The sequence below is a fragment of the Luteibacter sp. 1214 genome (assembly GCF_031455395.1).
Lineage (GTDB): Bacteria > Pseudomonadota > Gammaproteobacteria > Xanthomonadales > Rhodanobacteraceae > Luteibacter > Luteibacter mycovicinus.
The window spans coordinates 18622-34678 of sequence record NZ_JAVDSQ010000003.1 but is presented as its reverse complement, the minus strand read 5'-3'; the positions used below and the strand labels follow the sequence as shown (position 1 = coordinate 34678).

Sequence of the window (16057 nt, the reverse complement as noted above, 5' to 3'; positions counted from 1 at the left end):
CGCGGACAACCTCAGATCTCCGCCGCCATCCGCGTCGCCCGGTCGATCGCCCGCTTGGCATCCAGTTCGGCCGCGACATCCGCGCCACCGACGAGTCGCACGTCGATACCGCGCTCCAGCAACGCATCGTGCAGGGCACGGTTCGGCTCCTGCCCTGCGCATACGATGATGTTGTCCACCTCGAGCACCTGCGGCTGTCCGTCGATGATCACGTGCAGTCCGGCATCGTCGATGCGTTCATAGGTCACGCCGCCGATCATCTTCACGCGCTTGTTCTTCAGCGTCGCGCGGTGCACCCAGCCGGAGGTCTTGTTGAGACGGGCGCCGGGGCGTTCCGCACTGCGCTGCAGCAGCCACACGTCGCGTTCGGGCTTCTCAGGCTGCGCCGGCATCAATCCTCCCGGCGTCGCCATCGTCATGTCGACGCCCCACTCCTTCGTCCAGCGCGCGATGTCCGTGGTGGGGGAGGGGATTTCTTCGGTGAGAAATTCGGAGACATCGAAGCCGATACCGCCGGCTCCGATCACGGCCACTTTGCCGCCGACCGGCGCATTGCCGTGAAGCACGTCGAGGTAGCTGAGCACCTTGCGATGATCGGCTCCGGGAATCGACAAGGGGCGGGGCAACACGCCGGTAGCGAGAATCACGGTGTCGAATCCTCCAGCCGCCAGCGTGTCCACGCTGGCATCGGCGCCAAGCTGGCGCGTGACGCCCGTTTCCGTCAGGCGGTGATCGAAGTAGCGCAGGGTTTCCTGGAATTCTTCCTTGCCCGGAATGCGTTTGGCCATGTTGAACTGACCGCCGATCTCGTGGGCCCGATCGAACAGCGTGACGGCGTGTCCGCGCTCGGCCAGTGTCGTGGCGGCGGCGAGGCCCGCCGGACCGGCGCCTACCACGGCGACGCGTTTTTTCGCGGTGGTGGGGAGAATCTTCAGTTCGGTTTCATGGCAGGCACGCGGGTTGACCAGACACGACGCGCGGCGATTCTCGAACACGTGGTCGAGGCAGGCCTGGTTGCAGGCGATGCAGGTGTTGATGGTCTGCGGGCGTGAGGCGCGCGCCTTGTTCACCCACTCCGGGTCGGCGAGCAGGGGGCGTGCCATCGACACCATGTCCGCATCGCCGTCGGCAAGAATCCGTTCGGCGACATCGGGCATGTTGATGCGGTTGGTGGTCACCAGCGGAATGCCGACTTCGCCTTTCATGCGGCGCGTGACCCATGAAAAGGCGCCACGCGGCACACTGGTCACGATGGTGGGGATGCGCGCCTCGTGCCAGCCGATGCCCGTGTTGATGATGGTCGCCCCGGCGGCTTCGATGGCCTTGCCGAGCGTGACGATATCCGCCCACGGCTGAGCATCGTCGACGAGGTCGAGCATCGAGAGCCGGTAAATGATGATGAAGTCCTTGCCCACCGCCTCACGCATACGCCGCACGATCTCGATGGGGAAGCGCATGCGATTTTCCGCCGAGCCACCCCAGCGATCCGTGCGCTTGTTGGTCCGCGCGGTCAGGAACTGGTTGATGAGGTAGCCCTCGGAGCCCATGACCTCGACGCCGTCGTAGCCAGCGTCGCGGGCGAGCTTCGCGCTGCGGACGAAGGCGTCGATGGTGCGCTCGACGCCACGTGTGCCGAGCGCCCTCGGCGTGAACGGCGTGATCGGCGATTTGATCTTCGATGGCGCGACGGACAATGGCTGATAGGCGTAGCGACCGGCGTGGAGAATCTGCATGCAGATCTTGCCGCCCTCCGCGTGGACGGCGGCGGTGACCTTGCGGTGGCGCGCCACGTGCCAGGGCATCGACATCGTTCCCGACAACGGCTTCAGCCAGCCCTGGATGTTGGGCGCGATGCCGCCGGTGACGATCAGGCCGACGCCGCCGCGGGCACGCTCGGCGAAAAAAGCCGCCAACTTGTCGTAGTCGGCCGCCTTGTCCTCCAGGCCCGTGTGCATCGAGCCCATCAGCACGCGGTTGCGCAGGGTGGTGAAGCCGAGGTCGAGCGGGGCGAGCAGGTGGGGATAGGACACGGTCGGATCCGGTTCAAACGATCGTTCGAATGATCACCGGATCGGGGGCGCGGAGCAAGGGCGGGCGCAGCAATGACCGACGCGGACCGGGCTAACCCATGGGCGTTACGGCGTGTATCGCGGCCGTTACAAATCGCGTCGTCCGTTCAGGTGTGAAAAGTGCCCGAAGCCGCCTGGGAACACGGTCTCGCGCAAGCGACGACGCAAGGCACGCAACTTGCTCCGTCTTGTCACCCGGCGCGTTGGCAGGGCGCCCGGCGATCACGACGAAAACAGGGGTTTCGCGTCGCTCACAGGAGACTTTCCCATGCGTAAGACCTTCATTGCCACGGCGATCTGCCTCGCTCTCGGATTCGCTTTGCCCGCTGTCGCCCAGGACAGCAGCCAGACCGGAGCAGCGGGCGCCACCGCCCAACGCAACTCGACGGCGTACCAGTACTCGGACAGCTCGACCTATTCCGATAGCTCGACTCACAGCAACACGACGACGAACACCACCTGGGGTTCGTACAACACGACGAATGCCATTTCCGACACCACGCTCAACGGGAGTGTCAGCGGCGTCACCGTCAGTGGCATCGGCAACAACGCCTATAACTACGGATCCGCAGCCGGTGGACGCGGTGGATCCGGCGGCGCCGGCTACGGGGCCACGGGATATGGCGGCGACGGCGGAGCCGGCGGAAGCGGCGGCAACGCGCGTGCGCGCGGCGCGGTCGGCGGCGACGGCAGTGCGTCGTCCAGCAGTGGCGATGCGGGCTCCCTGACCGCATCGGCAGGCGGGAACGCCTCCGGCAACGGCGGCAACTCCAACGGTGACGGCGGTGCCGCGCGGTCTCGCGGCGCGGGCGGCGGTGCGCCGACGGGTGGTTCCACGGCCGGCACGGGTGGCGCGAGCGCGAGCACCGGTGGCGCGGGCACGTCGGGCGATGCCACGGCCATGGCGGCGGGTGGCGCATCGACAGGAACGGGCGGCGCGGGCGGCACGGCGACGTCCGCCGCGGGCGCCGGAGGTGCGGGCGCGGCGGCGGGTGACGGCACGGGCGGTGCGGGTTCCGGCGCGACCGGTGGCGCGGGCGGCGCGGGCGGTACGTCGATGGCGGACGCGGGCAGCTTCAGCATGGCCAATAGCATGGGCAGTGCGGGCGCGGCAGCGGCGGGGATCTCGAACTTTGCGCAGAACAGCGGCGCGGCGTCGCTGATTCAGCAGGGTGTCAACGTCCAGGCCAATCTCAGCGTGGGCTCGTCGCCCTGAGGCATCGGGCGGGTAACGGGAGTCACGGGGCGCATGTCGCCCCGTGGCGATCCGAAGGGACATCGAACGACCTTCAGGAGAGCACCCATGTGGCGGAACTACCTGTATCGAAGGTGCGCGGTGCTGGCTTGCATCGGTATCGCGTGCACCGGCGGGGCGGCAGCTGCCGCGCCAACGGAAAAAGCGCCACCGCCCGGCTTTAGCGCGGCGGTCCCTGTCGATGCGCTGGAGGCGATGAGTGGCGGCAGTAACGTCACCAACAATGTCAGTCAGCAGACCCTCAACGGGACGATGAGTGACACGGAGGCACGGGACACCGTAAGCGGCGGAAACATCGTGTCGGGGAGTGCGTTCGGAAACTCGGCGGGCTTACCCACGGTGATCCAGAACTCAGGCAACAACGTGTTGATCCAGAATTCCACGATCGTCAACGTGCGGATGAATCCATGAAGATCGTCTGCGCGCTGGCCCTGCTCGTCATGCTCCCGGCTCCCGCCGTCAGCGCGATGAAGGCCGACGTGCAGACCGGTCAGGGTACGTCGTATCCGGTCCGGCTGACGAGCCTCAAGGAAGCGCGGTTCCGCAACACCATCCGACAGAAATACGACTTCAGCTGCGGGTCGGCCGCGGTGGCGACGTTGCTGACGTATCAGTACGGTTATCCGGTCGACGAGCAATCCGCGTTCGACGTGATGTACGCGAATGGCGACCGCGCGAAGATCGGGCGCGAGGGATTCTCCCTGCTGGACATCAAACGCTTCCTCGCGTCGCGCGGCTTCGAGGCGGATGGTTTCGACGTCCCGCTCGACAAACTGGACGACGACGGCATCCCTGCCATCGTGTTGATCAACGAGCGCGGGTATCACCATTTCGTGGTGGTGAAAGGGTACAAGGCCGGGCGTGTCCTGGTCGGCGACCCGGCACGCGGAACGCGCTCGATGTCCAGGCGCCGTTTCGACGCGATGTGGACCAATCACATCGTTTTCGTCATTCACAACGAACGCGACCGCGCCATCTTCAACAGTCCGCGTGACTGGGCGGTCGCTCCCGCGGCACCGATCTCCGGGGGTATCGAGCGTAACGGGCTCGCGCCGATCGTGATGCCCAAACGCGGACCGGGGGACATATGAACACCCGACTTTTCCGGCGGCTGCCGATCGCGTACGCACTTGCCTGCGCCGGCGCGCACGCGGTGGACTTTCCGGTAAACCGCGCCGTGGCGGACGCCGAGCTGGACCGCATCCGCGGCGGTTTCGACCTCGGGGACAACCTCAAGGTGTCGTTCGCGCTCCAGCGCACGGTACTCATCAATGGCATGGAGGCGCTGCGCACCACCATCTCGGTGCCGGACGTCGCCGCGATCACCCACGATCAGGCGACGGCGCTGCAGAGCGCGCTGCAGACCATGGTCATCACCAATGGTGCCGGTGGCATCGGGAGTCAGGCGCCGGTGGTGTCGCCTGCGCCAGCCGCCGCGGCGGTCGTCACCGCGGTCCTGCCGAACTCGATAACGCCGGGTCTCGTCATCCAGAACTCGCTCGACAACCAGGCCATCACGGCCAACACGACGATCGATGCGTCCGTGAACACGGCACGCATGCTGCAGAACATGCGTGTGGCGGAGTCGGTCAACGATGCGGCGATTCAATCTCGGGGGAACTGACGCATGTATCGCAATGGCAGGGTGATGCAGGCAAAAACGTGCGTGGGCGCCCTGGCGCTTGCGGCGCTGCCGATGTGGATCGGCGCGTGTCTCGCGCAGGAATCCGCGGTGGATCCGGCGCTGCGCGAGAAGATCGAATCGCAGGGACGGAAGATCGATGCGATGCGCAGCCGCATGGCCGAGCAGCTGGCGGAGCTCGAGCAGATGAAGCGCGAGCTGGCGTCGCAGGAGGTGCAGTACAACGACCTGCGCAAGGCGATCGGCCTGAACGCCCTGGAGGACGCACGCGGCGGATCGTTGGCGGTCGCTGATCCGGATGCACAGGCACCCTTGCCGCAGGACCGGTCCGGCGGACTTCCGCCGTCGACTCCCGTGGTGGCGACATCCCCGCAGACGGTAGCGACGCAGCCGGTCGGCAAGCGACCCGAAGAGGACGAGAGGCCGCCCGAGGTCGCGCCCATCTTCGACCAGCCGGGTGTGCTCACGCCACGCGGCAAGCTCATCATCGAACCGTCGTACCAGTACGGTTATTCATCGAGCGACCGCGTGGCGTTGGTGGGCTACACCGTCATTCCCGCGATCCTCATCGGCCTGGTCGATGTGCGCCAGGTCAAGACGACCACGCAGACCGGGGCGCTGGCCTTTCGCTACGGGCTGACCAACCGCATGGAGCTGGAGATACGCGTGCCTTACGTGGACACGCACACCGACACGATCAGCCGGGAGATCTTCACCGGGACGGCACAGGACAATCTCTTTACCACCAGCGGCAAAGGTATCGGCGACGTGGAGGCCACGTTGCGCTACCAGATCAACGACGGCGGTGCGGACAAGCCGTATTACATCGGCTGGTTCCGCGCAAAGTCGCGCACCGGCCGCGATCCGTTCGACGTCACCAGCGACTGTGTGACGCGCTGCGTACAAAATGTCACGGGCACCGGGCTTCCGTTGCAGAGTCCGACGGGGTCGGGCTTCTACTCGGCGCAGCTGGGCATGACGTGGCTGTATCCGTCCGATCCGGTCGTGTTTTTCGGCAACATCAGCTATTTGCACAACTTCGAGCGGAAGAACGTCAGCCGCAACGTCCTGCTTGCCGGAAAGCAGTTTCTGGGCGACGTGAAAGCGGGCGATATCGCGGATATCAGCATCGGCATGGGTCTGTCGCTCAATGAAAAGGCGTCGATCAGTATCGGCTACGACCAGGCCTTCGTGGCTCGTACGGAGCAGGACGGGCATCCGTTGCCGGGATCGGCGCGCGCGACGCTGGGGTCGCTGCTGATCGGCGGTTCGTATCGCTATAACGCGAAAGAAACGCTCAACGTCACCCTCGGTGTCGGTGTTACCCGCGATACGCCGGATACGACGATTACGGTGCGCCTACCCATCACCTTGTGACGCCGGTCGCACTTTCACCTGAATTTCATGAAAAAAAGCCTCGCGTTTCAAACACGCGAAGGTTCCCGTGCACGCCGCGCACACACAACCGTTCGTTAAGATTTCAATCGGGGGTTACTAACAATCTTGAAACATTTGCAGGGAGTTTTGTTCATGCGCACTGGTCACAATCGTTACGGCAAGTTCACTGCGGGTCTTGCCATCGCTTCGCTCGCCGCCTTCGGTGCGGCCGCGCATGCGCAGGACAGCGAGAAGAAGTCGCAGTCGCCGGCTCTCGATAACGTGAGCGTCTGGGTCGGTGGTTACTACACCAACAATGACACCACGATCGGCGCGAAGACCGGCATCCTGAATACCAGCGGCGACGTCAATCTCGAAGACGATCTCGACTTCAAGAAGCACAAGACGGTGCCGCGCGTCCGCCTCGATTTCCTCATCGGCGCCCACCAGGGCTTCGCGTTCGACTATTACGAGGTCGATCGTTCGCACTCCAAGTCGCTGGACGAGCAGATCAATTTCCTCGGCAACCCGATCAGCGCGGCCGCGCAGGTCAAGGGCGACCTGAAGTTCACCTTCGGCAGCGCCGCCTACAAGTGGTGGTTCGGCACGGGCAACGACGTGTTCGGTCTGGGTCTGGGCGCGGCGTACTACAAGATCGACGCCAGCATCGACGCGAACGCGTCGGCATTCGGCCAGAACTTCTCCAGCAGCAACTCCACCAAGACCAACGCCTGGGCGCCCAACCTGCAGATCGGCTGGCGTCACGCGTTCAGCGATCAGCTCCGCATGTACCTCAATGCGTCGGGCGTGAAGAAGAACGGTGGCTCGCTCAACGGCCATATCTATGACGTCGCGCTCGGCCTCGAGTGGTTCCCGTGGCAGAACGTCGGCTTCGGTGCGGAATACGCCTATACCCGCATCAAGCTCAACCAGGACAAGAGCCGTTACGACCTGGACCTCGACATGAAGCTCAACGGACCGGCCGCTTACGTCCGCTTCCGCTTCTGACCAGCCGGTTGGCGGGCGGCGTGATGCCGTCCGCCTCGCCGGGGGGAATCCTGGGCCGCCTTCGGGCGGCCCGTTTTTTTTTTCAGCGCTCAGGCGTGCTTCGCCGCGTTGCGACGGGCCCGGAGCCATCCGCCGCCACAGATACCGATGACCAGCACGGCGTCAAGCAGCCACGGCGCCCAGGGGCGTGCATCGAACCAGGGGGCCACCAGACCGTCGTGGGCGATCATGCGCGCCGCCGTCCATGCGATGGCCGCGGCTCCGATGTAAATCACGACAGGGAAGCGCTCAATCAGTTTCAGGATGAGCGTCGATCCCCACACCACCAGCGGCACGCTGATGGCCAGACCGAGCACGACCAGACCCATGTGGCCCTTGGCCGCCCCGGCGATCGCCAGGACGTTGTCCAGGCCCATCAGGGCATCGGCCACGACGATCGTGCGGATGGCGGCCCAGAAGCCCGACGCGGCGCTGACCTCGGGGTCGTGGTCGTCGTGCTTGAGCAGCTTCCACGCGATCGGGATGAGCAGGGCACCGCCGACCAGCATCAGGCCGGGCAGCTTCAGCAGCCAGATGACCGCGAAGGTCAGCAGGATGCGCAGGGCGATGGCGCCGAAGGTGCCCCAGAACACGGCCTTCTTCTGCAGCTCTTTGGGCAGGTTGCGCGCCGCCAGGGCGATGACGATCGCGTTGTCTCCGGCCAGGACCAGGTCCAGCAGGATGATGGCGGCGAGGCCGGAGAAAAATTCGGGAGTCAGGAAATCCATGCTTGGTGGCCTTCGCGCGTGGTGAGATCGAATGCGGCGGCGACGGGCACGCGCGCCCGTCGTCACCACAAAAGTCTCGTTCCTGGCACGGAAGCCACCGCGACGACCGGGGTGCGTGGGGCACCCGTATTGACGACCGTCGCGCACGAAGCCCGGGGACTCCGTGGAACTACTCCCCTTCGGGCTGGTAGTGGAACGCATTGTGCGGCTTGGGATGCACTGCGGCAAGACATTCCCCCGGGGGCACCGGTTAAAATCGGCGGCTAACCCAACCCCTCGCGAGTGAAATCCATGAGCGCACACGACATCCGTTCCGCCACGCGTCCCGATCCGGACCAGCCGCTGGTGGACATCGCCAACTACGTGGCCGACTACCAGATCGACTCGCAGGAGGCCTACGACACCGCGCGCTACATGCTTCTCGACTCGCTGGCCTGCTCGGCGCTCGCGATGAAGTTCCCGGACTGCGTCAAGCACCTCGGCCCGCTGGTTCCCGGTGCCGTGATGCCGGGCGGTACCCGCGTGCCTTTCACCGCGCATGAGCTGGACCCGGTGCAGGCGGCGTTCGCCATCGGCACCCAGATCCGCTACCTCGACTTCAACGACACCTGGCTCGCGGCGGAGTGGGGCCACCCCTCGGACAACCTCGGTGCCATCCTCTCGGTTGCCGACTACCTTTCGCGCAAGGCAGTGAAGGAAGGTGGCAAGCCGCTCACCGTGCGTGACGTCCTGGGCTACGCCATCAAGGCGCACGAGATCCAGGGCTGCTACGCCCTCAGAAACAGCTTCAACCGCGTCGGCCAGGACCACGTGATCCTCGTGCGCCTGGCGTCCACGGCGGTCGCCACGGCCATGCTGGGCGGCGACAAGGAGCAGATCACCACGGCGGTCTCGCACAGCTGGATCGACAACGGCGCCCTGCGCACGTATCGCCACGCTCCGAACACCGGCCCGCGCAAGAGCTGGGCCGCCGGCGATGCCTGCCGCCGCGCCGTCACGCACGCCATCAACGCGGTTTACCGCAACGTGGTGGGGTACCCGTCGGCGCTCACGGCGAAGACCTGGGGCTTCTACGACGTGGCCTTCAAGGGCAACGCGTTCGAGTTCGAGCGTCCGTTCGGCAGCTACGTCATGGAGAACGTGCTGTTCAAGATCAGCTTCCCGGCCGAGTTCCACGCTCAGACGGCGGTCGAGTGCGCCATGGCGCTGCATGGCCAGGTCGCCGACCGCATCGATCAGATCGAGAAGGTGGTGATCGAGACCCAGGAGGCCGGCGTTCGCATCATCGACAAGACGGGCCCTCTGGCCAACTACGCCGACCGCGACCACTGCATCCAGTACATGACCGCCGTGCCGCTGATTTTCGGCCGTCTCACGGCCGACGACTACAACGACTCCGTCGCCGCCGATCCCCGTATCGACGCCCTGCGCGACAAAATGACCGTGGTCGAGAATCCGCAGTTCACGAAGGATTATTTCGACCCTGAAAAGCGCTACATCGGCAATTCGGTGCAGGTTTTCTTCAAGGATGGGTCGAAAACCGAAAAGGTTTCGATCGACTTTCCGATCGGACACCGTAAGCGTCGCGCCGAAGGCATTCCGGTCCTGCTGAAGAAATTCGAGTCAGCGCTGCGTGCCGAGTGGCCTGCGGAGCGGGTTGAGCGGGTTCTCGAGGTCACTTCGTCGGCCGAAAAGCTGGACGCGATGCCCATTCACGAGTTCATGACGCTCTTCACGGCTTGATAATGGCCGTGACTCAAGTATGAACGGCGGTTTTTAGCACGTGTTCAATTGTTTGATTTTTGCTAAACTGCCGCCGCCCGTTGAAGGGGTATCAAAGCGAGGGACGGCATGAAGTCCCCGGATTCGATATGAGATTTACGCGCGATTTCCGTCTGGGGTGGAGCGCGGACGCGAATACCAATAATGAGGAGACACCGATGAAACGTAAGGGCTTGTTTTTGCTGATCGGTTTGGCCCTGGGCGGCGTGGGTGCCGTTCATGCGCAGGAATCCGCTGACACCGCGGGTAACGGCTATGACGGCCGCTGGTACATCGCACCGACGGTTGGCGGTTACTACAACGACACCGACCGCAACACCAACAGCCGCCAGGTTTACTACGGCCTGGGCTTCGGCAAGTTCATCTCGAACAACGCGTCGATCGACATCTTTGCCGATCGCACCAAGCGCGATAACGATGGCAACGGCCACTGGTCGAACAACAGCTACGGCGTTGCCGCTCGTTTCTACGCTGGCGCGTGGGACAGCTGGCGTCCGTACCTGCTGGCTGGCGTGATGGGCTCGTACCACCACAACCCGGCTGACAACGGCTGGTCCCCGGCTGCCGAGCTCGGCGTCGGCGTGTCCAAGACCATCACCGACAGCTCCGACTTCCGCGTCGAAGCCGGCTACCGCTACGATTGGGACGACAAGACTGTCGAGTCCGAGAATGGCTACGGTGACTGGTTCCTCGGCTTCTCGATCGTCTCGCGCTTCGGCGAGCCGCCGGCAGCTCCGGCTCCGGTCGCCGCTGTCGCTCCGGCCGCTCCGGATTGCTCGACGCTCGACAGCGACGGCGACGGCGTGAACGATTGCGACGACAAGTGCCCGGCCACCCCGGCTGGCACGATCGTCGGCCCGGACGGTTGCCCGCAGAAGGTCGTCATCGACCTGCGCGGCGTCAACTTCAAGTTCGATCGCCCGAAGAAGGGTGAGACGAACATCGGTCCGACCCTGCAGGAGCCGACCAGCGAATCGCTGGGCGTCCTCGACCAGGCTGTCGACACCCTGCAGCGTTACCCGGCCGTCAAGGTCACGGTCGCTGGTTACACGGATAGCGTCGGTAAGGACGCTTACAACCAGGGCCTGTCCGAGCGTCGCGCGAAGATCGTGTTCGACTACCTGACCTCGCACGGTATCGGTGCGGATCGTCTGGAAGGCCCGATCGGCCACGGCGAGAACAACCCGATCGACACGAACGACACGGCCGAAGGCCGCGCTCGTAACCGTCGCACGGAACTGCAGGTTCAGCAGTAATCCTTGCAAGATCGGTAACTGTTCCATGAAAGAGCCCGGCGAAAGCCGGGCTCTTTTTTTGTGCCTCACTCACCAGGCGTAACGAACCCGCCCGTACCAGTAGGCACCATTGCTCCCGATCGGGGAGATCACGTCGTAAGGAAAATTGCCCGCATACGCGATGTCCGGGATCGACCGGTCAGGGTACTGATCGGTGATGTTCTGCCCGCCCAGCGCGACCGACAGCCGGTCGGTCGCATGCCACTCTGCCTCGGCATCGATCTGCCAGCGCGCGGCGTACGTCTGCTTCGGAACATAGCCATCGCCGAAATCGAACACGCGCGTCGTCGTCCCCTGGCGCGTGGCACGCGTCAGCAGCGACCAGCGCGCGCTGTCCCATTTCGCGGTAAATGACCCGCGCTGGCGAGGCGCCGCGTCGGTCAACGTGTTGCGTTCTTCCAGACCGAAGAGCACGGCGTCTGCGCCTAGTGCGGCAAGTTCTGCAGGCGTGTCGCGGACCTTCCGGATCGACGTACGGTTGTAGCTGTACGTCGCGGTGAGCGTCAGGTTGCCGCCGTAGACCGGCTGCCGATAGTTGGTCACCAGTTCCGCGCCGCGCGTGCGCGTGTCCACCGCATTGGTGAAAAAGGCGACGCTCTGTACGCCGGGGACGCCGAAGCGCGTGGCGATGTAGTCCTCGAGGCCATCGGGTGCGATGGTCTCCGACAGCGTGACGCGGTGATCCACGTCGATGCGATAGACATCGAGCGACGCGTCGAAGCGATCCCCGATGCGCGCTGTCAATCCGAGGCTGTAGTTGCGCGATTTCTCCGGCTTGAGATCCTTCGCGCCGAGGCCGCGGGCCACCGGATTGTTGACGGAAAGAATCCGTCCCTGCACCAGCGTGCCGTCCGCTCCATAGCCGGTGGACGTCGACTCGAAACCCACCTGGCTCAGTGACGGAGCACGCAGGTTGTTCGATGCGGCGCCACGAATCGCGATTACATCGGTGATCGCATATCGCCCGCTCAGCTTTCCCGTCCAGGCGGACCCGAAGTCATCGTAGTGCTCGTAGCGCGCGGCGGCGTCGGCGAAGAAACGGTCGGTAACGTCGCCGGAGAGGTCGACGTAGGCAGCGCTGACGTTGCGACGCAGGTCCGCCGTGTCCTGTGGCGTGAGGCCACCGCCGGCCTGGGCTCCCGTCGGGGCACCGACGATGGGTCCTACGGCGTATGAGGCAGGGTCGCCCGCATACGTCTGAAACCCTTCATGACGAAACTCCGCGCCCGTCGCCAGCGTGAACAGCTTCGAGCCCCATTCGACGGATCGACTGAGATCGAGATTGGCGGTCCCCTGGGTGTTGTCGTATTTGCCGATGTTGAAGCGGGTGGGGCTCTCATCGCCGAGCGATACATTGACCGTGTTGCGCAGGTCGTAGTCGAAGGTGTTGCGTCCCCAGGTCAGGCTGCCGTCGATATCCCATTCGCCCGCGCGGCCACGCGCCCCGGCGGTGAGGTTGACGTCGCGGTTGTAGCCCAGCGACTCCGGACGATACCCATCCGGGTAGATCGATGGCACGTTGGCGTCGCTGTCCGGATAGCGAAAGTAGTTGTCGCCGATCGTCCGTCGCTGGGTGTACGTGCCGAAGGCATAGCCACGCACGCTGTCGCCGAAGGGTAGTTCCGCGTTGAACCAGCCACTGTAGTTCTCGTTGCGCGGGTCGCCCGCGGCGTAGTTACGCCTGCCCTGGAGCGCCAGATTGGCGGGTGACGGGTTCTCCCACGAGGGGATCTGATCGGGGCCGGCGCGGTTGGTCGCCTGACGGTCGTTGCCCTCGAAACCTGCCCGCAGAAAGCCGCCGTCGCCGCCGAGCTTCGTCCCGGCCTTGGCGCTCACGTAGGTGCTCTGGCCGTCGGTGATGGTGCGATCGCCGGGGCGGAAGTTCGTGTGATACGCGCCGTATGTGGCGTTGACCTCGCCACCGTCCGGCGAATCGTCCAGGATGATGTTGACCACGCCGGCGATGGCGTCGGAGCCGTACTGCGCGCCGGCGCCGTCGCGCAGCACTTCAATGCGCTTGATCGCGCTGATCGGGATCGCGTTGAAGTCGACCGGTGTCATGCCGCGACCGATCTTGGTGTCGCTGTTGACCAGTGCGGAGGTATGGAAGCGCTTGCCGTTGACCAGTACGAGGACCTGATCCGGGCTCATGCCGCGAAGCTGCGCGGCGCGTACATGGTCCGATCCGCCCGAGTTCGACTGGCGCGGGAAGTTGAACGAGGGCAGCAGCGTCGCGAGCGCCTGGCCGAGTTCCCCGTTGACCGCGCCCGCGGAACGCAGGTCTTCCGGGGTGAGCACATCGATCGGCACCGGCGAATCGAGCACGGTACGATCCTTGGCATGGGTGCCGGTGACCACGACCTGGTCGAGGGTCGACGCGTTGGCGCGGTCGGCTTCCTGCGCGGCGACGGGCAGGGCGGCAAGGGCGATGAGAACGGCGGAGGTAAGGCGGGACGGGCGCATGGAGGGTCCTGGCGGGCACACGGGGTCGTTGCCGCCGAGGGGCGGACGACAAGAAGAGGGGGCTGACGGGTTGCGACGTCAGTCGTGCGCGGCGCGGCCCGGGCGACATCGCGGATCGGCCGCGGGGCGGCGGACGACGATGTCGGGACGGGTTGGGCGCGGGATCACGGCGGGTGGTTCCAGTGGTCGCAGGAACGTGCGAACCTTTCACTATTTGTTGCATTGCGGTGTACGCTGTGTCAATAGCTCGGACGCCTAGCCGTATGGACGTCCGATTCAGAATGCATGTGCAAGGGGTTCTTATGAAGCTGTTCGCCGGTCTGTTACTCGCCGTTTCGCTGTCCACGGCGGGGTGTGCCAGTCCCGCGCAGCGGGCGCCGGGCGCGGTGAACGCGAGCGCGACGCTCAGTGGTGACCTGGCCCATCCGGATGCGACCACGGGCTGGGTTCGCACCGAGTTGTACTTCGGTCTCGGGCTGGCGGACGGACGCGATGGCGTCGACGAAGCCGCATGGCGCGCCTTCCTGGACAAGGAAGTAACCCCGCGTTTCCCCAGCGGCCTCACGGTCATCGATGCCTACGGTCAGTGGCAGGGGAAGCAGCAGTCGCGCCCCGAGCGCCTGCGTTCCAAACTGCTGGTGCTGCTCTACCGGGACACGCCGGCGCAGCGTGAGGCTGTGGATGCCATTCGCAGCGCCTGGAAGGCAAAGACCGGTGACCAGTCGGTGCTCCGCGTCACCCAGCCTGCGGATGTGTCGTTCTGATGGCCACCATGATCGCACCGCGTCGTCGTTTCGGTGGCGGCGACCTCAATGGCGTTCTCGGCCTCGTCGTCGACAATCTCTCGCTCCTGGCGTTTCTCGCCACGGCACTCATCGGGATCTTCGGTATGCCGGCGGATCTGGTCTTCCGGAAGATGTTCCCGGGTACGGCCTTCGGCGTCCTGCTGGGCAACCTCGCTTACACCTGGATGGCACGGAGGCTCGCGGCCCGCACGGGTCGAAGTGACGTCACCGCGATGCCGCTCGGCATCGACGCACCGACGACCATCGGTATGGCCCTGCTGGTGCTCGGTCCCGCCTTCGCCGGCTACCGTCAGGCCGGTATGGACGTCGCCACCGCCGGTGAGGCTACCTGGCACCTGGGCATGGCGTCGCTGGTCGTCATGGGCGTGCTGAAGTTCGTGCTGTCGTTCTTCGGCGCGTGGGTTCAGCGTTCGGTCCCCCGTGCCGGCCTGCTCGGCTCGATCGCCGGTATCGCCCTGGTGCTGATGGGTCTGCTGCCGCTGGTTGAGATTCTTCGTGTGCCGGTGGTGGGCTTTGCCGGGCTTGGCATCGTTCTCTATGCGCTTATCGCGAAGCGCCGTCTGCCGTTCGGCCTGCCGGGTGTGCTCGGTGCCTTTGTCGTCGGTGTGGCGCTGTATTACGGGCTCGGCCCGGTCGGGCTGCTGGGTAGCGGATACCACGCGCCCGCCCCATGGACATGGCGCGTGGGCCTGCCGCTGCCGAGCCTCGGGTTTATCGATGCGCTGCCTGCCACGGTGCCGTACCTTCCGTTGATCCTGCCGTTCGGCCTGCTGATGGTGGTCGGCGGTATCAACGTGACCGAAAGCGCCCGGGCGGCGGGCGACGACTACGCAACGCGCGACATTCTTCTGGTGGAAGCCCTGGCTACGCTCGTAGCCGGTGTCTGCGGTGGCGTGGCGCAGACCACGCCGTATATCGGCCAGCCGGCCTACAAGGCGATGGGCGCGCGGTGGGGTTACACGCTCGCCACGGGCGTGATCATCGGCCTCGGTGGCGTGCTCGGCTACCTGTCCAACCTCGTCGAACTGCTGCCGGTCGCGGTGCTCGCACCCATCCTCGTTTTCGTTTCCATCAGCATCACCACGCAGGCCTTCGAAGCGACTCCGCTGCGGTACGCGGGCGCGGTCGTCTTCAGCTTCTTCCCGCCGATCGCGAGGCTGCTGGCGATCAAGCTGGGCGATCCGACCATCGTCGACCCGGCGCATTTCGGTGCCCTGTTCGCCGATGACGGCCATGGCATCTCGGCGATGGCGGTGATCGTGATCCTCGGCAACGGCTTCATCATCACCTCGATGGTCTGGGCGAGTTTTGTCGTGGCGATGATCGATGGGCAGGTGCGCAAGGCCGCAGGCATCGTGGCGCTGGGCGGTGTATTGACGGCGTTCGGCGTCATCCATTCCGTCGCGCCGATCGGCTCCGTCTACCTGCCGTGGCTGCTCGACGCCGCGTCGCAGGCGCTGGTATGGCAGTTCGTGGCGGCCTATGGCGCGCTGGCGGCGGTGTTGTTGGCGCTGTCGCTGGGCGGCGAGCAGGCGGCCTCACGCCCGGTCGCCCGATAGCGAGGCAAGTCCGCGCAGGCGCTTGAATTGGGCC

At 65.2% G+C, this 16057-nt stretch carries 13 protein-coding genes; 10 read left to right on the top strand and 3 right to left on the bottom strand.

From position 1 onward, the window contains the following. Positions 1 to 11: 11 nt before the first annotated feature. Entirely contained in the window at positions 12 to 2030 is a 2019-nt protein-coding gene (locus J2X57_RS08460; protein WP_309865776.1) for an NADPH-dependent 2,4-dienoyl-CoA reductase, read from the bottom strand. Positions 2031 to 2337: 307 nt separating this feature from the next. Between J2X57_RS08460 and J2X57_RS08455 the strand changes: the two genes are divergently transcribed. The 6 genes from J2X57_RS08455 to J2X57_RS08430 all read left to right on the top strand — a co-directional run bounded on the left by J2X57_RS08455 (position 2338) and on the right by J2X57_RS08430 (position 7351). Further along, entirely contained in the window at positions 2338 to 3285 is a 948-nt protein-coding gene (locus J2X57_RS08455) for a hypothetical protein (protein WP_036115382.1), read from the top strand. Positions 3286 to 3372: 87 nt separating this feature from the next. Then, complete coding sequence (locus J2X57_RS08450) at positions 3373 to 3735, top strand: hypothetical protein (RefSeq protein WP_309865774.1); 363 nt, start codon at positions 3373 to 3375, stop codon at positions 3733 to 3735. Next, complete coding sequence (locus tag J2X57_RS08445) at positions 3732 to 4415, top strand: C39 family peptidase (protein WP_079522688.1); 684 nt, start codon at positions 3732 to 3734, stop codon at positions 4413 to 4415. Before J2X57_RS08450 ends, J2X57_RS08445 begins: the two co-directional genes overlap by 4 nt. Beyond that, positions 4412 to 4948, top strand: a complete 537-nt coding sequence (locus J2X57_RS08440) for a hypothetical protein (protein ID WP_309865772.1) — start codon at positions 4412 to 4414, stop codon at positions 4946 to 4948. The genes J2X57_RS08445 and J2X57_RS08440 overlap by 4 nt, the downstream gene beginning before the upstream one ends. A gap of 3 nt (positions 4949 to 4951) precedes the next feature. Further along, positions 4952 to 6343, top strand: coding sequence for an acetate kinase (locus J2X57_RS08435; RefSeq protein ID WP_309865769.1), 1392 nt, complete (start codon positions 4952 to 4954; stop codon positions 6341 to 6343). A gap of 153 nt (positions 6344 to 6496) precedes the next feature. Further along, positions 6497 to 7351 carry a hypothetical protein gene (locus tag J2X57_RS08430; RefSeq protein WP_239708983.1) on the top strand — a complete coding sequence of 285 codons (855 nt, stop codon included), beginning with the start codon at positions 6497 to 6499 and terminating at the stop codon, positions 7349 to 7351. An 89-nt stretch (positions 7352 to 7440) separates the two neighbouring features. Here the strand turns inward: J2X57_RS08430 and J2X57_RS08425 are convergent, their stop codons facing one another. Further along, a complete protein-coding gene (locus J2X57_RS08425) occupies positions 7441 to 8118 on the bottom strand; it encodes a TerC family protein (protein WP_036115371.1) in 678 nt (225 codons plus the stop codon). 291 nt (positions 8119 to 8409) lie between these two features. On the opposite strand from J2X57_RS08425, the gene J2X57_RS08420 reads away from it, so the two are divergent. Both J2X57_RS08420 and J2X57_RS08415 read left to right on the top strand, forming a co-directional pair. Beyond that, a complete protein-coding gene (locus J2X57_RS08420) occupies positions 8410 to 9861 on the top strand; it encodes a bifunctional 2-methylcitrate dehydratase/aconitate hydratase (protein WP_036115368.1) in 1452 nt (483 codons plus the stop codon). Positions 9862 to 10058: 197 nt separating this feature from the next. Continuing rightward, positions 10059 to 11156: an OmpA family protein gene (locus J2X57_RS08415; protein WP_043692654.1), complete on the top strand. Its 1098-nt coding sequence runs from the start codon at positions 10059 to 10061 to the stop codon at positions 11154 to 11156. Between the two features lie 69 nt (positions 11157 to 11225). Here J2X57_RS08415 and J2X57_RS08410 read toward each other — a convergent pair whose 3' ends face one another. Continuing rightward, complete coding sequence (locus tag J2X57_RS08410; protein WP_309865765.1) at positions 11226 to 13658, bottom strand: TonB-dependent receptor; 2433 nt, start codon at positions 13656 to 13658, stop codon at positions 11226 to 11228. 302 nt (positions 13659 to 13960) lie between these two features. Here J2X57_RS08410 and J2X57_RS08405 point away from each other — a divergent pair, with 302 nt between their 5' ends. Both J2X57_RS08405 and J2X57_RS08400 read left to right on the top strand, forming a co-directional pair. After that, a complete protein-coding gene (locus tag J2X57_RS08405; RefSeq protein WP_308847304.1) occupies positions 13961 to 14422 on the top strand; it encodes a DUF3574 domain-containing protein in 462 nt (153 codons plus the stop codon). Further along, entirely contained in the window at positions 14422 to 16023 is a 1602-nt protein-coding gene (locus tag J2X57_RS08400) for a hypothetical protein (protein WP_309865762.1), read from the top strand. Before J2X57_RS08405 ends, J2X57_RS08400 begins: the two co-directional genes overlap by 1 nt. The last annotated feature ends 34 nt before the right edge of the window (positions 16024 to 16057 follow it).